This window comes from Pseudomonas sp. MWU15-20650, from assembly GCF_023242475.1.
In the GTDB taxonomy this organism is placed as follows: domain Bacteria; phylum Pseudomonadota; class Gammaproteobacteria; order Pseudomonadales; family Pseudomonadaceae; genus Aquipseudomonas.
In genome coordinates, this window is sequence record NZ_JALJFG010000012.1 from 107,612 (window position 1) to 127,467 (window position 19,856).

Annotated in this window: 18 protein-coding genes; 12 read left to right on the forward strand and 6 right to left on the reverse strand. The window is 61.0% G+C overall.

The features are described from left to right. Positions 1-15: 15 nt before the first annotated feature. Positions 16-1,347: a phosphate ABC transporter substrate-binding/OmpA family protein gene (locus M5B43_RS12595; RefSeq protein ID WP_248750415.1), complete on the forward strand. Its 1,332-nt coding sequence runs from the start codon at positions 16-18 to the stop codon at positions 1,345-1,347. Between the two features lie 130 nt (positions 1,348-1,477). Here M5B43_RS12595 and M5B43_RS12600 read toward each other — a convergent pair whose 3' ends face one another. Next, positions 1,478-2,707 carry an acyl-CoA dehydrogenase gene (locus M5B43_RS12600; RefSeq protein ID WP_248750416.1) on the reverse strand — a complete coding sequence of 410 codons (1,230 nt, stop codon included), beginning with the start codon at positions 2,705-2,707 and terminating at the stop codon, positions 1,478-1,480. Positions 2,708-2,858: 151 nt separating this feature from the next. On the opposite strand from M5B43_RS12600, the gene M5B43_RS12605 reads away from it, so the two are divergent. The 3 genes from M5B43_RS12605 (at position 2,859) to M5B43_RS12615 (ending at position 5,218) form a co-directional block, all read left to right on the forward strand. Beyond that, positions 2,859-3,794, forward strand: a complete 936-nt coding sequence (locus M5B43_RS12605) for a LysR family transcriptional regulator (protein ID WP_248750417.1) — start codon at positions 2,859-2,861, stop codon at positions 3,792-3,794. A 115-nt stretch (positions 3,795-3,909) separates the two neighbouring features. Further along, the gene (locus tag M5B43_RS12610) at positions 3,910-4,302 is read left to right on the forward strand and encodes a MerR family DNA-binding transcriptional regulator (RefSeq protein ID WP_248750418.1); all 393 of its coding nucleotides are present in this window, start codon (positions 3,910-3,912) and stop codon (positions 4,300-4,302) included. 16 nt (positions 4,303-4,318) lie between these two features. Next, entirely contained in the window at positions 4,319-5,218 is a 900-nt protein-coding gene (locus M5B43_RS12615) for a hydroxymethylglutaryl-CoA lyase (RefSeq protein WP_248750419.1), read from the forward strand. 540 nt (positions 5,219-5,758) lie between these two features. Here M5B43_RS12615 and M5B43_RS12620 read toward each other — a convergent pair. Continuing rightward, positions 5,759-7,396 (reverse strand): AMP-binding protein, encoded by a 1,638-nt coding sequence (locus tag M5B43_RS12620; protein WP_248750420.1) that lies wholly within the window; start codon positions 7,394-7,396, stop codon positions 5,759-5,761. Positions 7,397-7,544: 148 nt separating this feature from the next. Here M5B43_RS12620 and M5B43_RS12625 point away from each other — a divergent pair, with 148 nt between their 5' ends. From M5B43_RS12625 to M5B43_RS12640, 4 genes are read left to right on the forward strand one after another with little or no spacing between them, the layout of a single operon-like run. Next, positions 7,545-8,708, forward strand: a complete 1,164-nt coding sequence (locus M5B43_RS12625; protein WP_248750421.1) for an isovaleryl-CoA dehydrogenase — start codon at positions 7,545-7,547, stop codon at positions 8,706-8,708. 11 nt (positions 8,709-8,719) lie between these two features. Then, a complete protein-coding gene (locus M5B43_RS12630; RefSeq protein ID WP_248750422.1) occupies positions 8,720-10,327 on the forward strand; it encodes a carboxyl transferase domain-containing protein in 1,608 nt (535 codons plus the stop codon). Between the two features lie 15 nt (positions 10,328-10,342). Beyond that, positions 10,343-11,149, forward strand: a complete 807-nt coding sequence (locus tag M5B43_RS12635; protein ID WP_248750423.1) for a gamma-carboxygeranoyl-CoA hydratase — start codon at positions 10,343-10,345, stop codon at positions 11,147-11,149. Continuing rightward, the gene (locus M5B43_RS12640) at positions 11,146-13,071 is read left to right on the forward strand and encodes an acetyl/propionyl/methylcrotonyl-CoA carboxylase subunit alpha (protein ID WP_248750424.1); all 1,926 of its coding nucleotides are present in this window, start codon (positions 11,146-11,148) and stop codon (positions 13,069-13,071) included. The genes M5B43_RS12635 and M5B43_RS12640 overlap by 4 nt, the downstream gene beginning before the upstream one ends. Here M5B43_RS12640 and M5B43_RS12645 read toward each other — a convergent pair. Further along, positions 13,068-13,703 carry a S24 family peptidase gene (locus tag M5B43_RS12645; RefSeq protein ID WP_248750425.1) on the reverse strand — a complete coding sequence of 212 codons (636 nt, stop codon included), beginning with the start codon at positions 13,701-13,703 and terminating at the stop codon, positions 13,068-13,070. The genes M5B43_RS12640 and M5B43_RS12645 overlap by 4 nt on opposite strands. Before the next feature lie 131 nt (positions 13,704-13,834). Between M5B43_RS12645 and M5B43_RS12650 the strand changes: the two genes are divergently transcribed. Further along, complete coding sequence (locus tag M5B43_RS12650; protein ID WP_248750426.1) at positions 13,835-14,185, forward strand: DUF3077 domain-containing protein; 351 nt, start codon at positions 13,835-13,837, stop codon at positions 14,183-14,185. A gap of 463 nt (positions 14,186-14,648) precedes the next feature. Then, positions 14,649-15,800 (forward strand): M14-type cytosolic carboxypeptidase, encoded by a 1,152-nt coding sequence (locus M5B43_RS12655; protein ID WP_248750427.1) that lies wholly within the window; start codon positions 14,649-14,651, stop codon positions 15,798-15,800. A 58-nt stretch (positions 15,801-15,858) separates the two neighbouring features. On the opposite strand, the gene M5B43_RS12660 is transcribed toward M5B43_RS12655, so the two are convergent. Both M5B43_RS12660 and M5B43_RS12665 read right to left on the reverse strand, forming a co-directional pair. Continuing rightward, on the reverse strand, positions 15,859-16,398 hold the full coding sequence (locus M5B43_RS12660; protein WP_248750428.1) for a cytochrome b: 540 nt from the start codon (positions 16,396-16,398) through the stop codon (positions 15,859-15,861). Beyond that, entirely contained in the window at positions 16,395-17,477 is a 1,083-nt protein-coding gene (locus M5B43_RS12665) for a catalase family peroxidase (RefSeq protein ID WP_248750429.1), read from the reverse strand. Before M5B43_RS12665 ends, M5B43_RS12660 begins: the two co-directional genes overlap by 4 nt. A 168-nt stretch (positions 17,478-17,645) precedes the next feature. On the opposite strand from M5B43_RS12665, the gene M5B43_RS12670 reads away from it, so the two are divergent. Beyond that, the gene (locus tag M5B43_RS12670) at positions 17,646-18,152 is read left to right on the forward strand and encodes a sigma-70 family RNA polymerase sigma factor (protein WP_248750438.1); all 507 of its coding nucleotides are present in this window, start codon (positions 17,646-17,648) and stop codon (positions 18,150-18,152) included. Next, a complete protein-coding gene (locus M5B43_RS12675; protein WP_248750430.1) occupies positions 18,149-18,886 on the forward strand; it encodes an anti-sigma factor in 738 nt (245 codons plus the stop codon). The genes M5B43_RS12670 and M5B43_RS12675 overlap by 4 nt, the downstream gene beginning before the upstream one ends. Here M5B43_RS12675 and M5B43_RS12680 read toward each other — a convergent pair. Further along, positions 18,883-19,851 (reverse strand): spore coat U domain-containing protein, encoded by a 969-nt coding sequence (locus tag M5B43_RS12680; RefSeq protein WP_248750439.1) that lies wholly within the window; start codon positions 19,849-19,851, stop codon positions 18,883-18,885. The two genes, M5B43_RS12675 and M5B43_RS12680, sit on opposite strands and share 4 nt — an antisense overlap. Positions 19,852-19,856 lie beyond the last annotated feature (5 nt).

Genomic DNA, 19,856 nt, shown 5'->3' on the forward strand with positions numbered 1-19,856 from the left:
TAAGAAGGTGCCGGCATGAAGCTGCGCGTTCTGTTCCTACTGACCCTTTTTCCCCTCTGCGCCGTTTCTGCTCCCCTCCCCATTTCCGACCAAGGCCCGGCATTGCGCATACAGGGCTCCAACACCATTGGTGCGGCGTTGGGGCCGGCACTGGTCAAGGGTTTGATGGAGCATCAAGGTTTGCAGGGCGTACACAGCGAACCTGCCGAAGGGGCGAATGAACAGCGCGTGGTCGGCCAGACTCGCCAGGGCAAGCGCGTGACCATCGAAGTCGCGGCTCATGGTTCCAGCACGGGGTTTGCCGCGCTGAAAAAAGCCCACGCCGACCTGGCCGCATCGTCCCGTCCGATCAAGGACAGCGAACTGGTCGACCTCGAACCGCTGGGAGACCTGAAAAGCCCCGGCGCTGAACACGTCATCGCCATCGATGGCCTGGCGATCATTCTGAACCCGCGCAATCCACTCCATACTCTCAACACCGAACAACTGGCGCAGATTTTCAACGGCGAGGTCAGCACCTGGGAAGCATTGGGCGGTATCGGCGGGGCTATTCACTTATATGCCCGAGATGATCAGTCCGGCACCTACGACACCTTCAAGGAACTGGTGCTGAACCGGCGCGCAAAACCGCTGGCCGCGTCCGCCAAGCGTTTCGAGTCCAGCGAAGCGCTGTCCGATGCGGTCAGCCAGGACCCTCAAGGCATTGGGTTTATCGGCCTGCCTTATGTACGCCAGGCCAAGGCAGTGGCGATTGTCGACGGTGACTCACAACCGATGTTGCCGTTGACCAGCCTGATTGCTACCGAGGACTACCCGCTGTCACGGCGACTGTTCTTTTATCTACCGCCCTCGACCCGCAACCCGTGGGCCAAGGCGTTGGTGGACTTTACCCAAAGCAACAAGGGCCAGGCGATCGTCGCCGCCAATGGGTTTATCGCCCAGCAAGTGCAGGCAATTGCCGTGGAGCCACGCGACTCGATGCCCGAGGAGTACCAGGCCATCGCCCGTGATGCCCAACGCTTGACGGTGAACTTTCGTTTCGAGGAAGGCAGCGCCAGCCTGGACAACAAGGCCCGGCAGGATTTGCAGCGCGTAGTGGCTTACCTGCAAAACCACGCCAAGCTCGACAAGCAAGTGACACTGGTGGGGTTTGGCGATGCCAAGAACGACCCACAGCGCGCGGCGTTATTGTCGAAGCTGCGGGCGATGGCGGTACGCCGGGAATTGGTCAAGAGCGGTGTGGTGCTGCGCGATATTCGCGGGTTTGGCGCGCAGATGCCGGTGGCGGCCAATACGGCGGATGAGGGGCGGATCAAGAATCGGCGGGTGGAGGTTTGGGTGTACTGAGGCTTGAGTTTTGTGTGGTGGGCACTGGCCTCTTCGCGAGCAAGCCCGCTCCCACACTCGACCGATTTCCAGCTTGAGGATGCGGTCAAGTGTGGGAGCGGGCTTGCTCGCGAATACAGGCGACGCGGTGTTACTGCCCGCTGCGCATCAGCTCTTTAGGCACATACTTGCCGATCTCGAACTTGCCGATTGCCGCGCGGTGCACTTCGTCCGGGCCGTCGGCCAGGCGCAGGGTGCGTTGCATGGCGTACATGTAGGCCAGCGGGAAGTCATTGGAAACACCGGCACCGCCGTGGATCTGGATCGCGCGGTCAATCACTTTCAAGGCCACGTTCGGCGCCACTACCTTGATCTGGGCAATTTCGCTCTTCGCCACTTTGTTACCCACGGTGTCCATCATGTACGCCGCTTTCAAGGTCAGCAGGCGCGCCATGTCGATTTCCATGCGTGAGTCGGCGATCTTGTCGATATTGCCGCCCAGGCGCGCCAGGGGTTTGCCGAACGCGGTGCGGCTGACGGAGCGTTTGCACATCAATTCCAACGCCCGCTCGGCCATGCCGATGGAGCGCATGCAGTGGTGGATACGGCCTGGGCCCAGGCGGCCCTGGGCGATTTCAAAGCCGCGCCCCTCCCCCAGCAGCACGTTTTCGTAAGGCACGCGCACGTTGTCAAACAGCACCTCGGCGTGGCCGTGGGGGGCGTCGTCGTAGCCGAACACCGGCAATGGACGCAGGATTTTCACGCCGGGGGTGTCGACCGGCACCAGGATCATCGAGTGCTGCTGATGGCGCGGTGCATCCGGGTTGCTCAGGCCCATGAAGATCAGGATCTTGCAGCGCGGGTCGCAGGCGCCGGAGGTCCACCACTTCTTGCCGTTGATCACCCACTCGTCGCCTTGACGCTCGGCACGGGCGGCCATGTTCGTGGCGTCCGAGGAGGCTACGTCCGGTTCGGTCATGGCGAAAGCGGAGCGGATCTCACCGCGCAGCAGCGGTTCGAGCCAGCGCTGCTTTTGCTCTGCATTGGCGTAGCGCACCAGCACTTCCATGTTGCCGGTGTCGGGTGCCGAACAGTTGAACGGCTCCGGGCCCAGTAACGAGCGGCCCATGATTTCGGCCAACGGTGCGTATTCGAGGTTGGTCAGGCCGGCGCCCAGTTCCGATTCCGGCAGGAACAGGTTCCACAGCCCTTCGGCCTTAGCCTTGGCCTTGAGCGCCTCCATGATGGCGGTAGGCTGCCAGCGATCCCCCTCACTGACCTGACGCTCGAACACCGGCTCGGCCGGGTAGACATAAGCGTCCATGAACGCAGTGACGCGTTCACGCAGTTCCTGAACCTTGGGCGAATAGGCGAAATCCATGAGCAGCTCCCTTCTTTGAGAGGTTGTTTAGGTCATGAAATTGATGCTAGAACAGCGCTGATAATTTACCTAGCCTATTCTCGGCGTGTATTAACATTCATCACCGATATATGATCGGCGTATGAGCACCTAACAATAAGAGCGCAACGAAATGAATCTGAGCAAGGTCGACCTGAACCTCTTCATCGTCTTTGATGCGATCTACACCGAAGCCAACCTCACCCGCGCCGGGCAGATTGTCGGCATCACCCAGCCGGCGGTCTCCAACGCTCTGGCACGCCTGCGCGAGACCTTCAACGACCCGCTGTTCGTGCGCACCGCCCAAGGCATGGTGCCTACGCCGATGGCGCAGAACATTATCGGCCCGGTGCGCAATGCGCTGTCGTTGCTGCGCGTGTCGGTGCAGGAAAGTCGGATTTTCAATCCGCAGCAAGCCGCCAAGACCTACCGCATCAGCATGACCGACCTCACCGAAGCGGTGATCCTGCCGCTGCTGTTCCAGCGCCTGCGCCGCCTGGCGCCCACGGTGGTGATCGAGAGCTTCCTGTCCAAGCGCCGCGAGACCACCAAGGAACTGGCCGCCGGGCGCCTGGATTTTGCCGTGGATGCGCCGCTCAACAGTGACCCCCAGGTACGCCATGTCAAGCTGATGGAAGACCGCTACGTGTGCGCCATGCGCAAGGGCCACCCGATGGCGGGCAAGGACAAATTCACCCTGGATGACTACCTGTCGCTGACCCACATCCATATCTCCAGCCGTCGCAACGGCCTGGGCCACGTCGACCTGGCCCTGGGCAAGATGGGTATCCAGCGCAAGATCGCCCTGCGCTCCCAGCATTACCTGATGGCCTCGCAAGTGTTGCAGCAGACCGACATGGTCATGACCGTGCCTGAGCGCTTCGCCCGGCGCCATGAGCTGCACTGGTTCAACCTGCCGGTGCACGACGTGCCACCGGTGGAAACCCACCTGTACTGGCATGAAAGCACCGACCAGGACCCGGCTAACCGCTGGATGCGTGAGCAGATGATCGAGTTGTGCCAGCAAGTCACCGCCCATGAGAAGAAGCTGGATAAACAACAAGCCTGAGGTTGAACAACTGCCTCTGTGGGAGGGGCTTGCCACCGATGGGCTGCGCAGCGGCCCTTGACGTTTACGTCAACCTGCCATTAGCTTAACGCCAAGTCCTTCTTGAGTGCCCCCCATGAGCACGACCTACAGCATTTCCGACCTCGCCCGCGAGCTCGACATTACTACCCGCGCCATTCGTTTCTATGAAGAACAAGGTCTGCTGGCCCCGGAACGCCGAGGCCAGGAACGCATTTATTCAGCGCGGGACAAAGTCAGCCTCAAGCTGATCCTGCGGGGTAAGCGCATCGGGTTTTCCCTGGCCGAGTGCCGCGAACTGATCGAACTCTACGACCCCACCAGCGGGAACCATATCCAGCTCAACAGCATGCTGGCGAAGATCGCCGAGCGCCGCGAGCAGTTGGAACAGCAACTGCTGGATATCGAACAGATGAAGCTGGAACTGGACACCGCCGAAGAGCGTTGCACCCAGGCCCTGGCGCACACCATGAGCCAGACCGGCCATTGATCAGAAGGTAACTGCCATGTCCCTCCCCTCACATGTCCGCCTGGTAGAAGTCGGCCCCCGCGACGGTTTGCAGAACGAAGCCCAACCCATCAGCGTGGCGGATAAGGTCCAGTTGGTGGATGCCTTGAGCGCCGCCGGGTTGAGCTACATCGAGGTCGGCAGTTTTGTGTCGCCCAAATGGGTGCCGCAGATGGCCGGCTCTGCCGAAGTCTTCGCGCAGATCCAACGCAAACCCGGCGTGACCTACGGCGCACTGGCGCCGAACCTGCGCGGTTTTGAAGACGCATTGGCGGCCGGCGTCAAGGAAATCGCGGTATTTGCGGCGGCATCGGAGGCATTTTCCCAGCGCAATATCAATTGCTCCATCAGCGACAGCCTGGAACGCTTCGCGCCGATCATGACTGCGGCCAAACAGCACGGCGTCAGCGTGCGCGGGTATGTGTCGTGTGTGCTGGGCTGCCCCTACGAAGGCGATGTCGCCCCGGAACAGGTGGCAGCGGTCGCTCGCGAGCTGTATGCGATGGGCTGCTATGAAGTGTCCCTGGGCGACACCATCGGCACCGGCACGGCGGGGGCTACACGACGGCTGTTTGAAGTGGTCGGCGCCCAGGTGCCACGGGACAAGCTGGCCGGCCATTTCCACGACACTTACGGCCAGGCGATTGCCAACGTCTATGCCAGCCTGCTGGAAGGCATCAACGTGTTCGACAGCTCTATCGCGGGCCTTGGCGGTTGCCCTTATGCCAAGGGTGCCAGCGGTAACGTCGCCACCGAGGATGTGCTGTACCTGCTCAATGGCCTGGGTATCGAGACGGGTATCGACCTGGAGCGCTTGATCGATGCCGGCCGGCAGATCAGCCATGTGCTGGGGCGGCCGAGTGGATCGCGTGTCGCGAAAGCCCGTAATGCCGGGTAAGTAGCACGGCCGTGACAATGTGTTACCGCGCACCTGCACAACGGGTAACGCGGGAACATAGTGGGTCGCTTTTACTGAAAGATATTTCTCACAAAAAATTCAACACACTGATTTTAAAGGATTTTAAAAAGTTGGCACGGCTCCTGCTATCTCTATGGCATAACAAGAATAAAAAGCACCAAACCTAATAAAAATAAGACGTAACGACTCTGACATAACAAAAACAACACGGCAGAGACGCAGCTAACAGATTTTTTTGGAGAAGATGTGCTTCACAGGGGACGGCGTGCCGAACCCGCAACCGGATAGAGAAAAATAAAACTACCTCAGGTAGCTACCCACTGGTTGGATCGTTTACGAAGAAGCAGATCAGCGCTCAAAAAAATACGTTTGCTCTTGACCCCGGATGGGGGTCGCCCAAAACAGCGGTAAAGGGTAACGGTTGCCAAAAACAACAATAGACCGCCCCTCAATAATAAAAAAAGAGCACGCAACGACACATTAAAGGGGACCTTCGGGTCCCCTTTGTGCTTCCGGGCGTTAATCCCTACCCTGCCCCAGCTCCTCGATCGAGATCTCGCGCATGCGAAATTTCTGAATCTTGCCCGTCACCGTCATCGGAAACGCCTCCACGAACTTGAAGTGCCTGGGCGTCTTGAAGTGAGCAATGCGGCCTATGCACCAGCTCTGCAGCTCCAGCGCGTTGGCGACATGCCCCGGATGAAACTTGATCCAGGCGACAATTTCCTCACCGTAGCGCTCATCCGGAATGCCGATGACCTGTACATCGGCCACCGCAGGATGGGTGAAGAAGAACTCTTCCAGCTCCCGTGGGTACACGTTTTCACCACCGCGAATAATCATGTCCTTGTTGCGTCCGGCAATGCATACGTAACCCTGTTCATCCATCGTCGCCAGGTCGCCGGTGTGCATCCAGCCGGCGTCATCGATGGCCTCGCGGGTACCCTCAGGGTTGTTCCAGTACCCGAGCATCACGCTATAGCCACGGGTGCACAGTTCCCCTATCTCACCGCGCGTCACGGTATTGCCGACGTCGTCGATGATCTTGGTTTCCAGCTGCGGCTGAGTGCGCCCCACCGTGGTGACGCGTCGTTCGATATCGTCATCCGCCCCGGTCTGGAGCGACACAGGGCTGGTTTCGGTCATGCCATAGGCAATCTGCACTTCACTCATGTGCAGTTCGTGGATGACCCGGCGCATCACTTCAATAGGGCATGTCGCCCCCGCCATGATGCCGGTGCGCAGGCTGGACAATTCGAACTCAGCCCGGCGCGGGTGATCGAGCATGGCGATAAACATGGTGGGCACGCCATATAAGCCGGTGGCTTTTTCTTCGGCGACGGCGCTCAACGTGAGCAGTGGGTCGAACCCGTCATTGGGGTAGATCATCGTAGTGCCGTGGGTAATGCAGCCCAGGTTACCCATCACCATGCCGAAGCAGTGGTAAAGCGGCACCGGGATCACCAGGCGGTCCAGGGCGGTCAGGCCCAGGCTTTCGCCGACCATGTAGCCGTTATTGAGGATGTTGTGGTGACTGAGGGTAGCGCCCTTGGGGAAGCCCGTGGTGCCGGAGGTGTACTGGATATTCACCGGTTGGTCGAAGTGCAAGCTGGCCTGGCGGTTGTGCAGTTGCTCGGGCGGGACACCTGCGCCCAGGGCCGACAACTGTGACCAGGGCAGAAATTCCGGTGGCGGGCTGGGGTCGAGGCTGATGATGGCGCGCAGGTCCGGGTTCAGCGCCTGGAGCATGGCGTGATAGTCGCAGGTCTTGAACGACCCGGCACACACCAGCCATTGGCAACCGGATTGCTTGAGCACGTACTCCAGTTCACTGCTGCGATACGCCGGGTTGATATTGACCAGAATCACCCCGAGCTTGGCACTGGCGATCTGGCTGATACACCATTCGGCGCAATTGGGTGCCCAGATACCCAGGCGGTCGCCGGTTTGCATCCCCAGGGCCAGGAAGGCGCGGGCGTGCACATCAACCGTTTCGGCCAACTGCCGCCAGGTGAAGCGACGCTGCTGGTGGCGCACCACCAGCGCCTCGCCATCAGGATAGCGTGCCGCGGTGTGGTCGAACGCCTGGCCAATCGTCATGGCCAGCAAGGTCTTGTCCTGGGAGCCACGGCTGTAGCTCTGATTCGGTTGATCCATAACGACCCCTGTGTCTTTTTTGTAGGTTGACGTAAACGTAAACTACGATTGACAGCATCGCAACGCAAGCTTACGTTAACGTAAAGGTGAGCGCCCCTCCCGGCGCCCGACCCACACAACAACAAAGCTCACATTAAGGTGCCTGTCCATGAGTTACCCGTCCCTGAACTTCGCCCTTGGCGAAACCATCGACATGCTGCGCGACCAGGTGCAGTCCTTCGTGGCCAAGGAGATCGCACCGCGCGCGGCCCAGATCGACATCGACAACCTGTTCCCCGCCGACCTGTGGCGCAAATTCGGTGACATGGGCCTCTTGGGCATCACCGTGCCGGAAGAGTACGGCGGCGCCGGCCTGGGTTACCTGGCCCATGTGGTGAGCATGGAAGAAATCAGTCGTGGTTCTGCTTCGGTGGCCCTGTCCTACGGCGCGCACTCCAACCTGTGCGTCAACCAGATCAATCGCAACGGCAACCACGAGCAGAAACTCAAGTACCTGCCCAAGCTGATCAGCGGCGAGCACATCGGTGCCCTGGCCATGAGCGAACCGAATGCGGGTTCCGATGTGGTCTCGATGAAGCTGCGCGCCGACAAGCGCGGTGACCACTACGTGCTCAACGGCAGCAAGACCTGGATCACCAACGGCCCCGACGCCAACACCTATGTGATCTACGCCAAGACCGACCTGGAAAAAGGCCCCCACGGCATCACCGCGTTTATCGTCGAGCGTGACTGGAAGGGTTTCAGCCGCAGCAACAAGTTCGACAAGCTGGGCATGCGCGGCTCCAACACCTGCGAGCTGTTCTTCGATGACGTGCAAGTGCCAGAAGAGAACATCCTCGGCGTGCTCAATGGCGGCGTGAAAGTGCTGATGAGCGGCCTGGACTACGAGCGCGTGGTGCTTTCCGGTGGCCCCACCGGGATCATGCAGGCGTGCATGGATTTGATCGTGCCCTACATTCACGACCGCAAGCAGTTCGGCCAGAGCATCGGCGAATTCCAGCTGATCCAGGGCAAGGTCGCCGACATGTACACCCAGCTCAACGCCAGCCGCGCTTACCTCTACGCGGTCGCCCAGGCGTGCGAGCGCGGCGAAACCACGCGCAAGGACGCGGCCGGCGTGATCCTGTACAGCGCCGAACGCGCCACACAAATGGCCCTGGATGCGATCCAGATCCTCGGCGGCAACGGCTACATCAACGAGTTCCCCGCCGGGCGCCTGCTGCGTGATGCCAAGCTGTACGAAATTGGCGCCGGCACCAGTGAGATTCGCCGGATGTTGATCGGTCGCGAACTCTTCAACGAAACCCGCTGAAGGAGCACACCATGGCCACCCTGCACACCCAGCTCAACCCACGCTCGGCGGAATTCGCCGCCAACAGTGCGGCGATGTGCCAACAGGTCGATGCCCTGCACACCCTGCTTGCCCACGTGCAGCAAGGCGGCGGCGCCAAGGCTCAGGAGCGCCACACCTCGCGCGGTAAACTGCTGCCACGCGAGCGCATCAATCGCCTGCTCGACCCAGGCTCACCGTTCCTCGAGCTCAGCCAACTCGCCGCGCACCGGGTGTATGGCGAGGACGTGCCGGCCGCTGGGGTGATTGCCGGGATCGGTCGCGTCGAAGGCGTCGAGTGCATGATCGTCGCCAACGATGCCACGGTGAAAGGGGGTTCCTACTACCCGCTGACGGTGAAAAAACACCTGCGCGCCCAAACCATCGCCGAGCAGAACCGCCTGCCCTGTATCTACCTGGTGGACTCCGGCGGCGCCAACCTGCCGCGCCAGGACGAAGTGTTCCCGGACCGCGAGCACTTCGGCCGAATCTTCTTCAACCAGGCGAACATGAGCGCCCAAGGCATCCCGCAGATCGCCGTGGTGATGGGCTCGTGCACCGCCGGCGGCGCTTACGTACCGGCCATGGCCGACGAAGCGATCATGGTGCGCCAGCAGGCCACCATCTTCCTCGCCGGCCCGCCGCTGGTGAAGGCGGCCACCGGTGAAGTGGTCAGCGCCGAAGACCTGGGCGGTGCCGATGTGCACTGCAAAATTTCCGGGGTGGCCGACCACTATGCCGACAGCGATGAGCACGCCCTGGCCCTGGCACGGCGCAGCGTGGCCAACCTGAACTGGCGTAAACAGGGGCAATTACAGCAACGCCCGCCCGTGGCGCCGCTGTACAGCAGCGAAGAGCTCTACGGGGTGATCCCGGCCGATGCCAAGCAACCGTTCGATGTGCGCGAAGTGATCGCGCGCCTGGTGGATGGCTCGGTATTCGATGAGTTCAAGGCGTTGTTCGGGACCACATTGGTGTGCGGCTTTGCGCATTTGCACGGTTACCCGATTGCGATCCTGGCCAACAACGGCATTCTATTCGCCGAAGCGGCGCAAAAAGGCGCGCACTTTATCGAACTGGCCTGCCAGCGCGGCATTCCCTTGTTGTTCTTGCAAAACATCACCGGCTTTATGGTCGGCCAGAAATACGAAGCCGGCGGTATCGCCAAGCATGGGGCCAAGCTGGTGACGGCGGTGGCGTGCGCCAAAGTGCCGAAATTCACCGTGATCATCGGCGGCAGCTTTGGTGCCGGTAACTATGGCATGTGCGGCCGGGCCTATGACCCGCGCTTCCTGTGGATGTGGCCCAACGCACGCATCGGCGTGATGGGTGCCGAACAGGCTGCCGGCGTGCTGGTGCAGGTCAAGCGTGAGCAGGCTGAGCGCGCAGGCTCGGTGTTCAGCGCCAGCGATGAAGCGGCGATCAAACAGCCGATCCTTGACCAGTATGAAACCCAAGGCCACCCCTACTACTCCAGCGCCCGTTTGTGGGACGACGGTGTCATCGACCCGTTGCAGACCCGTGACGTGCTGGCCCTGGCCTTGTCCGCTTCGCTGAACGCCCCCATCGAGCCGAGCCGCTTCGGCGTGTTCCGCATGTAAATGGAGCTGTACCCCATGAGCGACTTCAACACCCTCGAACTGATCACCGACAGCCGTGGCTTTGCCACGCTGTGGCTGAGCCGTGAAGCCAAGAACAACGCGTTCAACGCCGAAATGATCCGCGAACTGATCATCGCCCTCGACCACGTGCAGGGCGACCCATCCCTGCGCTTCCTGGTGCTGCGTGGGCGCGGCAAGCACTTCAGCGCCGGCGCCGACCTGGCCTGGATGCAACAGTCGGCCGAGCTGGATTATCACACCAACCTGGACGACGCCCGCGAACTGGCGGAGCTGATGTACAACCTGGCCAAGTTGAAAATCCCCACCTTGGCGGTGGTACAAGGCGCGGCCTATGGGGGCGCACTGGGGTTGATCAGTTGCTGCGACATGGCCATCGGCGCCGATGACGCGCAGTTCTGCCTGTCGGAAGTACGCATCGGCCTGGCACCTGCCGTGATCAGCCCGTTCGTGGTAAAGGCCATCGGCGAACGCGCAGCCCGTCGCTATGCCCTGACGGCCGAACGGTTTGGTGGCCAACAGGCGCAGGATATTGGCTTGCTGGCGCAGAGTTATCCGCTCGAGACCCTGGATCAACAGGTGGAGCAGTGGATCTCCAATCTGCTGCAAAACAGCCCGGCGGCGATGCGCGCCAGTAAGGACTTATTGCGCGAAGTGGGTAACGGCGCCCTCACCCCTGCGTTGCGGCGTTATTGCGAAAACGCCATCGCCCGCATTCGCGTGAGTGCCGAAGGCCAGGAAGGCTTGCGAGCATTCCTGCAAAAACGGGCCCCGAGCTGGCAAGCACAGGAGCCGCGTCCATGAGCACACTGACCACCGTGCTGGTGGCCAACCGTGGTGAAATTGCCTGCCGTGTCATGCGCACCGCCAAGGCCATGGGGTTGACCACCGTTGCCGTACACAGCGCCATCGACCGTGACGCCCGGCACAGCCGTGAGGCCGATATCCGCGTCGACCTGGGTGGCAGCAAAGCGACCGACAGTTACCTGCAAATCGACAAACTGATCGCGGCCGCCCACGCCAGCGGCGCCCAGGCGATTCACCCCGGCTACGGGTTCCTCTCGGAAAACGCAGGCTTTGCCCGCGCCATCGAGGCGGCGGGCTTGATCTTCCTTGGGCCGCCCGCTTCGGCGATCGACGCCATGGGCAGCAAGTCGGCGGCCAAGGCGTTGATGGAAACCGCCGGTGTGCCGCTGGTGCCGGGTTATCACGGCGAGGCCCAGGACCTGGAGACGTTCCGGGCGGCGTGCGAGCGTATCGGCTACCCGGTACTGCTCAAAGCCACGGCGGGGGGCGGCGGCAAGGGCATGAAAGTGGTCGAGGACGTCAGCCAATTGGCTGAAGCCCTGGCGTCTGCCCAGCGTGAGGCGCTGTCGTCCTTCGGTAATGGGCAGATGCTGGTGGAGAAATACCTGCTCAAGCCGCGTCACGTCGAGATCCAGGTGTTTGCCGATCAACAGGGCAACTGCCTGTACCTCAATGAGCGTGATTGCTCGATCCAGCGTCGCCACCAAAAGGTCGTGGAAGAAGCACCGGCGCCGGGCTTGAGTGTTGAGCAGCGCAACGCCATGGGCGAGGCGGCAGTGCGGGCTGCGCAGGCGATCGGCTATGTGGGCGCGGGTACGGTGGAATTCCTGCTGGATGCGCGCGGCGAGTTTTTCTTCATGGAGATGAACACACGGTTGCAAGTAGAGCATCCCGTGACCGAGGCGATTACCGGTCTCGACCTGGTGGCCTGGCAGATCCGTGTCGCTTTGGGAGAAGCACTGCCGATGACGCAGGCGCAGGTGCCCTTGATCGGTCATGCCATTGAAGTGCGCTTGTATGCCGAAGACCCGGCCAACGATTTCCTGCCCGCCACCGGACACCTGGCGTTGTACCGCGAGTCCCGCCCAGGCCCGGGGCGCCGCGTGGACAGCGGCGTCGAACAAGGGGACAACGTCTCGCCCTTCTACGACCCGATGCTCGGCAAGTTGATTGCCTGGGGCGAAGACCGTGAACAGGCACGGTTGCGCTTACTGAGCATGCTCGATGAGTTTGCGGTCGGGGGGCTCAAGACCAACCTGGGCTTCTTGCGGCGCATCATCGGTCATCCCGCGTTTGCGGCGGCCGAACTGGATACCGGGTTTATCCCGCGCTATCAAGATGAACTGCTGCCGGTGCCCGGCGCGTTGAGCGATGAGTTCTGGCAAGCAGCAGGTGCGGCGTTTATACAGAGTATGCCCGCGGGCGACGGGCCATGGGCGGATACCCGCGGCTTTCGCGCGGGGTTGCCTGCCGAGGTCTCGCTGCACCTGAGCTGCGACGGGCAGGCTCGATGGGTGGGGCTGACGGGGGATACGCCGCTGTTGCGCGGCGAGCACCTGTTGATCGAGCATCAAGGCGTACGCCACGCCCATCTGGCCGTGCGCAGCAATGGCATCCTGTATCTGCGCTGGGACGGTGAAATGCACGCGGTCAGCCTGTTCGACCCGATTGCGGCCGTCGAGACCAGCCAGTCCCATCAAGGTGGCCTCACGGCACCGATGAACGGCAGCATTGTGCGGGTATTGGTGGAGGTTGGCCAAACCGTCGAAGCCGGCACCCAGCTGGTGGTGCTGGAAGCGATGAAGATGGAACACAGCATCCGCGCCCCCCAGGCCGGGGTGGTCAAAGCGCTGTTCTGCCAGGAAGGTGAAATGGTTGTTGAGGGCAGCCCGCTGGTAGCACTCGAAACGACGGACTAGAACTTGGCCGTGGCTTGCACGACGACCCCCAGGATTCGGTAATCGTCGGTGAACAGCAGCTTGGGGTAAGTGGGATTGAGCGGCACGAGGTAGCACTGGCCGCTTTCTTCCTGTAACTGCCGAAACATGGCCTGGGGGCTGTCGGCGCGCTGGGCAACGACCAACTTGCCGGGTTCGGCGTCGATGGCCGGGTCCACCAGGATCAACATGCCGGTGCCGATGCTCAGGCCGGTGGGAGCGGTCATGGCGTCTCCCGTCACAGGAAGCCAGAACGCCTCGCCCCGGGCGTGATAGTCCGTCAGCTCGAAACGCGCGGGCCCATAATGCGCCCGCGCTTCGCGTAGCTCACAGACGGCTTTCCAATCACTGACCGGGTAGCGGAAATAGGGATTGTAGTGTGTTTCCAACACCGGCTTTTCCGAGGCCCTTTCGCGAATCTCCAGCGCAACCTCCAGGTACCCCAGCCCCAGTTCCGCCAGCACCCGGTTCATATCCGCCAGGCTCGGTACACGGCGCTTGTTGAGCCAATGGCCCACACCGCCCTGGGACATGCCCAGGCGCTCCGCCAGTGCATCTTGCGTGACCTTGCGGTCTTTCATGTTGGCTCTGACCAACGCTATCCAGTTATCCATGGCGCCTGACAATACGGTGCGTATTTTTCAGGGCAATAAACAGTTTGTAGTAATCCATAAAACGACATAAATACGATACGTACTATCATCGAACATAAGGTTTTCGACACCCACCCAGAGTACCGCCCCTTATGACGACGAGTCCGTATCTACTGCCCGAAACACTTGCACACGATGAGTTACGCAGCATGCGCAACAGCGACGCCGCCCAACGCGCGCTGGACTATTACTTGAAAGAAGATATGTCGGCTTCAGCCTCGGATGAGGCGTTATTCGCGATCAAGCCAGGCATCAGCCAGGAAGAGGCCCTGGTACATGCCTCTGACCTGCTGCGCAGCGCAGCAGCCACCGCTTATGAGTCGGCCTGCCGCCATCAAGGCAACCAGCGGGACTTGGCGTTTTCAGTGGTGTATTTGATCGATATGGCTAAAGCGATGGTGGAGCGGACGCTGCAAGTGCCAGAAGCTCAAGCGCGCGCCTAACAGGCACGCAGGAAAAATATTTCTATCCCACGGATAAAAACATTTGACTTGCAAATGATAATGATTATTATTGGGCTCAGCTGATCGCGAGATCAGTCGATAGACCAAGGGACCTTAGGTCGGACTCTTGGAATATCTCCTCATCAGGCTAATCACGGTTTTTGACCCGGCTCTTTGGCCGGGTCTTTTTTTGCCAGTCTTGCTGGCATGGCTTCAGGCTAATGAAGACTGTGTGTTGCTTGATGGCGCGCATGGTAGCAAAAGACCATCGTCAAAAGAAAGCCGAACGACCGCTCTAGCCCGGAACTTTGCGAATTAGCGCTTGAGAATCAATCTCATAGATTCTAAGCTGCTGATGCGTCAAGGATGACGCCCCCTCCCCGTGCAACAATTTTGCATCCAGATTTTACCTGACGCCTGTGTAATATAGCCGCCACATCACTCATATTCAGGCAACCAGACTATGACCGTGGCCTTGACTTCCATAAAGATCAGCACCGACTTCGACAGCGGCAACATCCAGGTTCTGGATGCCAGCGATGCCTATCAGTTACTGCTGGCAATCAAGCCAGATACCCGCAGCGAACACTTCCAGTGGTTTCACTTCAAGGCCGAAGGCATGCACGTGGGACACACCCACACCTTTCGCCTGAGCAACGCTGGCCGCTCGTCTTACAAACATGCCTGGAGCGGCTACAACGCCGTGGCCTCCTACGACCATATCAACTGGTTCCGTGTGCCGACGCGTTTTGATGGCGAGATCCTGCATATCAGCCTCCAGTCACGAGAAAAACATGCCTGGGTTGCCTACTTCGAGCCCTACAGCCGTGAACGCCATGACTGGCTGATCGAGCAAGCCCTGAACCGTACCGGCGCACACCTGCTCGCCACCGGTAAAAGTGCTGAAGGCCGCGATATCCAACTGCTCCGCCTTGGCAAAGGTGGCGAAAGCCGCCGCAAAGTCTGGATCATCGCCCAGCAACACCCCGGCGAACACATGGCCGAATGGTTTATGGAAGGCGTCATCGAACGCCTGCAACAGGATGGCGATGCCGAACTGAAAAAACTGCTGGCCGTCGCCGACTTGTACCTGGTGCCGAACATGAACCCTGACGGTGCCTTCCACGACCACCTGCGCACCAACGCCATGGGCCAGGACCTCAATCGCGCCTGGCAAAGCGCCAGCCAGGAAATCAGCCCGGAAGTGCTGTTCGTCCAGCAGCAGATGGAAAAATACGGCGTCGACCTGTTCCTCGACATCCACGGCGACGAGGAAATCCCCTACATCTTCACGGCTGGCTGCGAGGGTAACCCGGGGTATACCCCACGCATCGAAGCCCTGGAAAAACACTTCCGTAGCCACCTGAGCGCCCTGACCCGGGACTTCCAGACCACCCACGGCTACACCCGCGACCTGCCAGGCCAAGCCAATATGACCTTGGCCTGCAACGCCGTCGGCGAGAAATACGACTGCCTGTCCCTGACCCTGGAAATGCCCTTCAAGGACAACGACGACGCCCCCAACCCGAAAACCGGTTGGTCCGGTGAACGCTCGAAGCAGCTGGGCAAGGATGTGCTGAGCACCGTGGCGGATATTGTCACCACGTTGCGCTGACCGCCCTGTCCTCAATGCCCCTCAGTTAAGGGTGAACGCTGTAGCTGTGCCCCCGGCATCAGTCCTTGGTGCCGGTCATGCTTTGCAGCACACCGTCACGCCGGATCAAACCGTGAAACAGCGCCGCCGCCAAGTGCAACAACACCGTCAGGAACAACAGGTAGGCAAGGTAGCCATGGGCCTTGCGCAATAACGCAAACAACGGCGCGTTGGCCCCCACCAGCGCAGGCAGTTGCACGGAACGGCTGAGCATCACTGGATCGCCGGCAGCCGAAATCATCGCCCAGCCCAACAGCGGCAACACCAGCATCAAGGCGTACAGCAGAACATGGGACGCCTTGGCCGCCAGTACCTGCCATACAGGCAAATCCGCCGGCAACGGCGGCTGCCGTGTTGAAAAGCGCACCACTAACCGCACGACTACCAGGGCCAGAATCGCAATCCCCAGCGGCTTGTGCAGGTGAATCAGCCATTCATGACGTTCCGACACCGACGCCGCCATGCCGGCACCGATAAACAACATGGCGATGATCATCAACGCCATCAGCCAATGCAACAGGCGCGCCAGAGGCGCGAAAAACCGTGGTTGAACATTCATGGCTTCGACTCCTGAGGGGCACTGTGCAATGGGCTGACTTCACCGGCGCGGCGCAGGTACGAACTGGCGTAGGCGGCCGAGCGTGCGGCCAACAGGGGATCGTTTGAGGCTTCGATACCGCTCGGCAAAATCAGCGGGTCAAAGTTGATATCGCGACAATCGCCGTCCGCTTGCGGCTGGCTGCTTTGCAGCACCAGGGTGCCGGCGTTCAGCACCTTGTGCTCACCTGCCCAGGTTTTGCTTGCGTCATCCAAGGGGTCGCCGGGGTTGGCCAGGGTCATGTTCAATTGCCAACGCAACGGCCCGGCAGCCAGGCGCTGCACCAGGTCTTTTTCCAGGAAGTCGCTGCCCGACGGCGTGGTGTCACCCGCTGCGTCCCGGCTTTGCGGCACCACGCCCCAACGCACCGCCTGGCGTTTGCCATCGGCGCTCACCAGATAAAACGCGTTGATGCCGTTATAGGTTTCAGTCGCATAACTGGCCGAAGGTTTGGCAGTCTTGACCCACGCCAGGAACGGCGCTGTCTCTGGGTGCGCGGCAAAGAACGCCGGCATGCTCGCCGGGTTCGGCTTGCCGGTGGCCGGGTCTGGCGCCCCGGCCTTGAGCATCTGGTAAAACGCCTCCGGCGTGCCCACCGGGAACACCGGCATGCTGTTCATCCCGGTACGCCACTGCTGGCCATTGGCCTGGCTGAATTGCAGCGCGAAACTGCGAATCGGCACGCTGCTGTCCGGCGCATAGGGGTTGCCGCTGGGCAAGGCAAACCGCCCGATAAACGGGGTTTTCGCCTCGCTGAACACTTGGGCACTGGAGTACGCGCGCGCATCAGGGCTGCTTTGGAAATAACCGGCCACGCACACGCCCTTGGCGTGGTTACGGCGCAACCCCGGGTGCAGGCCGTTATTGGTTTCCAAAGCATTCACCAGGGTCTTAGGCCGCAAGCGCTGCGGGTCGAGAGTGCCGTTGACGTAGGCAAACGCCCCGGCTACGACAGCAACCACGACACCGATACCGGCGAGCCGTGCGATCAGGCTCGCTGTGCTCAACGCAGGACGGGGCGGTGATGAGTGATCTACCATGACGTAACTCCAAGGCCAGCGGCCGAAGCGGTGAAACATAAGGTCGGAGCATTAAGACGAACGCCGATCGGCCCTATTCCCTTCCGCTATGTTTATTTTTCGGTGCTGGGAATAACCTTCAATGCCGGACGTCTCTCTAGTCCCAGCGTAGTGACCCGCCAGCCAACCATGCACGAACTCGACGAACAGTTACGTGAACTCATCCCCAGGATGCGACGCTTTGCCGTATCCCTGACGCGTAACACCAGCAGCGCCGACGACCTGGTGCAGGCGGCCCTTGAACGTGCAATCAAGCGCTGGGCCGACAAACGCATCGAAGGCGATCTGCGTGCCTGGCTGTTCTCGATCCTCTACCGGCAGTTCCTCGATGCCCACCGCCGCAGCCGCCGCTATGCGCGCATGCTCGACTTCTTCACCGGCCGCGATGACGTGCAGCCTTCGGTAGAACGCACGGTGATGGCCCAGTCAGCCCTGCAAGCGTTCGACCAGCTCAATGCCGAACAGCGCGCCCTGCTGCTCTGGGTGTCCGTCGAAGGCTTAAGCTACAAGGAAGTGGCCGAGATCCTCGATGTGCCGGTCGGCACCGTGATGTCGCGGTTGTCGCGCGCACGTCAGGCCCTGCGTCAACTCAGCGACGGTGAAATAGCCAACCCTGCCCTGCGGATACTCAAATGATCAGCCTGCCCCCCAGCGAACGAGATTTGCATGCCTACATCGACCACCAATTGCTGGAGAGTGATCGACGCGTGCTGGAAACCTGGTTGGCGAGCCACCCCGACGTGGCCGCCCAGGTGCATGCGTGGCAACAGGATGCGCAATCGCTGCGCGCGGCGTTAAGCGGCGCGCTGCAACAGCCAGGCAACCCGGCCCTGGACCCGGCGCTGATTCGCCAGCGCGGCAAGTATCAATCCCGTCGGCATTTTGCCACGGCAGCGATGCTGCTGATCGCCGTCAGCCTCGGCGGCATTGGCGGCTGGCACGCCCGTGAAGCCACTCAGCCGCCCCTGCTGCCGATGGCCGATGCCATGCAGGCTTACCGCCTGTTTGCCCAGGACGGCATCATGCCGGCCGATTACAACGCCCAGGGCAACGGCAATATGCAAGCCTGGCTGGATCGCTACTTCAACCAGGCGCACCGCCTGCCTGACCTGAGCCAGGCGGGTTTCGTACCGGTCAGTGGGCGGCTGCTCACCACGGAGCAAGGCGCCGCCGCCATGGTGCTCTACCAAGACGCTCAAGGTCGGCATATCAGCTTCTACATCCGCCCACCGGGCCCGGAAAACGGCTTCCTGCCCCGAGGCAGCCGCAGCGCCGATGGTTTGCAAGCCGAATACTGGTCGGGCGACGGGTACAACTATGCGATGGTCAGCCCGGCAGGTCAGCTCACGACGCAAATGTTGAAGTTCTAGAACCCGACATCCAGTACCACGTTATCGATATAGGTTCCGCCCGGTGGGGTAGCCTGGTCGGTGTAGACCTTGGCGTTGTAATTGAACACCTGGCTGCCGGTACCCAGGCCATTGCCTGGGTTGACGTCTGCCGAGGCGCTGGCCCGCCGCGCCGCACCTACGCTGCCCCACCGGGTGGTGCCGGCACTCATGAAGATGTCGTAGGCCAATAAATGGCTGCCGGAAATCATCTGCCGACGGCCACCCACGCTCACCGGGTTCTGCCCATCGCTGATGCCGACGGTGTAGGCGCTGCCCTTGGTGCAGGCGATGCTGGCCTGGCCGTTGACGGTGGCGAAGGCACTGACTACAGGCGCACTGCCGAAGGCGATTGGCGGCGTCGTGATCTGGCAGTCGTTGACCACGGTCATACTCACGTTCAGTGTCGTCGTACCGCTGTTGATCTCGCGGCCCAGGCATAATCCACCAATGCCGATACCCGAGCAATAGTTCCAGCTCCAGAAAATGCTCAGGGTTTCGCTGTACACACCCGAGGCCACGTTACTGCCGACGAGGGTGGTGAAGTACAAGGGTACGGTTTTGGTGCCCGGCCCAAATACCAGGCCAAGGGCCGCGGCAATGCCGCCACTGCCGCCAAAATCGAACGCGGTGCCCCGCGTCATCGGAAACGAGGTGGTGTTGTTGGCGTAGATCGTATAGCTGATGACATCACCGGTAGGCCCGACCATCCCCCCTTGCGATGAGCCGGTGATAGTGGCGTCGAAATGGTCACTGGAGGCCAAGACCGACAACACCGCCGGGGTACAGCTCAAGCCGGCGTTGGTGGTTGAGCTGGTCTGGGACGCGGTGCGCACGGTCATCGAACTGACTGTCGTGCCAAAGCTGGCGGGCACGGTGGCAACCACCGAACAAACAGCCTGCACTTGCGCCGAAACGCCCAGCCCCGCCAACAGTAACAACCGCAACAGCC

Bases quoted from the DNA above. Each gene is read 5' to 3' on its own strand.
- M5B43_RS12595 (WP_248750415.1), top strand. From the start codon at position 16: ATGAAGCTGCGCGTTCTGTTCCTACTGACCCTTTTTCCCCTCTGCGCC.
- M5B43_RS12600 (WP_248750416.1), bottom strand. From the start codon at position 2,707: ATGGATTTCGCCTATTCGCCCAAGGTTCAGGAACTGCGTGAACGCGTC.
- M5B43_RS12605 (WP_248750417.1), top strand. From the start codon at position 2,859: ATGAATCTGAGCAAGGTCGACCTGAACCTCTTCATCGTCTTTGATGCG.
- M5B43_RS12610 (WP_248750418.1), top strand. From the start codon at position 3,910: ATGAGCACGACCTACAGCATTTCCGACCTCGCCCGCGAGCTCGACATT.
- M5B43_RS12615 (WP_248750419.1), top strand. From the start codon at position 4,319: ATGTCCCTCCCCTCACATGTCCGCCTGGTAGAAGTCGGCCCCCGCGAC.
- M5B43_RS12620 (WP_248750420.1), bottom strand. From the start codon at position 7,396: ATGGATCAACCGAATCAGAGCTACAGCCGTGGCTCCCAGGACAAGACC.
- M5B43_RS12625 (WP_248750421.1), top strand. From the start codon at position 7,545: ATGAGTTACCCGTCCCTGAACTTCGCCCTTGGCGAAACCATCGACATG.
- M5B43_RS12630 (WP_248750422.1), top strand. From the start codon at position 8,720: ATGGCCACCCTGCACACCCAGCTCAACCCACGCTCGGCGGAATTCGCC.
- M5B43_RS12635 (WP_248750423.1), top strand. From the start codon at position 10,343: ATGAGCGACTTCAACACCCTCGAACTGATCACCGACAGCCGTGGCTTT.
- M5B43_RS12640 (WP_248750424.1), top strand. From the start codon at position 11,146: ATGAGCACACTGACCACCGTGCTGGTGGCCAACCGTGGTGAAATTGCC.
- M5B43_RS12645 (WP_248750425.1), bottom strand. From the start codon at position 13,703: ATGGATAACTGGATAGCGTTGGTCAGAGCCAACATGAAAGACCGCAAG.
- M5B43_RS12650 (WP_248750426.1), top strand. From the start codon at position 13,835: ATGACGACGAGTCCGTATCTACTGCCCGAAACACTTGCACACGATGAG.
- M5B43_RS12655 (WP_248750427.1), top strand. From the start codon at position 14,649: ATGACCGTGGCCTTGACTTCCATAAAGATCAGCACCGACTTCGACAGC.
- M5B43_RS12660 (WP_248750428.1), bottom strand. From the start codon at position 16,398: ATGAATGTTCAACCACGGTTTTTCGCGCCTCTGGCGCGCCTGTTGCAT.
- M5B43_RS12665 (WP_248750429.1), bottom strand. From the start codon at position 17,477: ATGGTAGATCACTCATCACCGCCCCGTCCTGCGTTGAGCACAGCGAGC.
- M5B43_RS12670 (WP_248750438.1), top strand. From the start codon at position 17,646: ATGCACGAACTCGACGAACAGTTACGTGAACTCATCCCCAGGATGCGA.
- M5B43_RS12675 (WP_248750430.1), top strand. From the start codon at position 18,149: ATGATCAGCCTGCCCCCCAGCGAACGAGATTTGCATGCCTACATCGAC.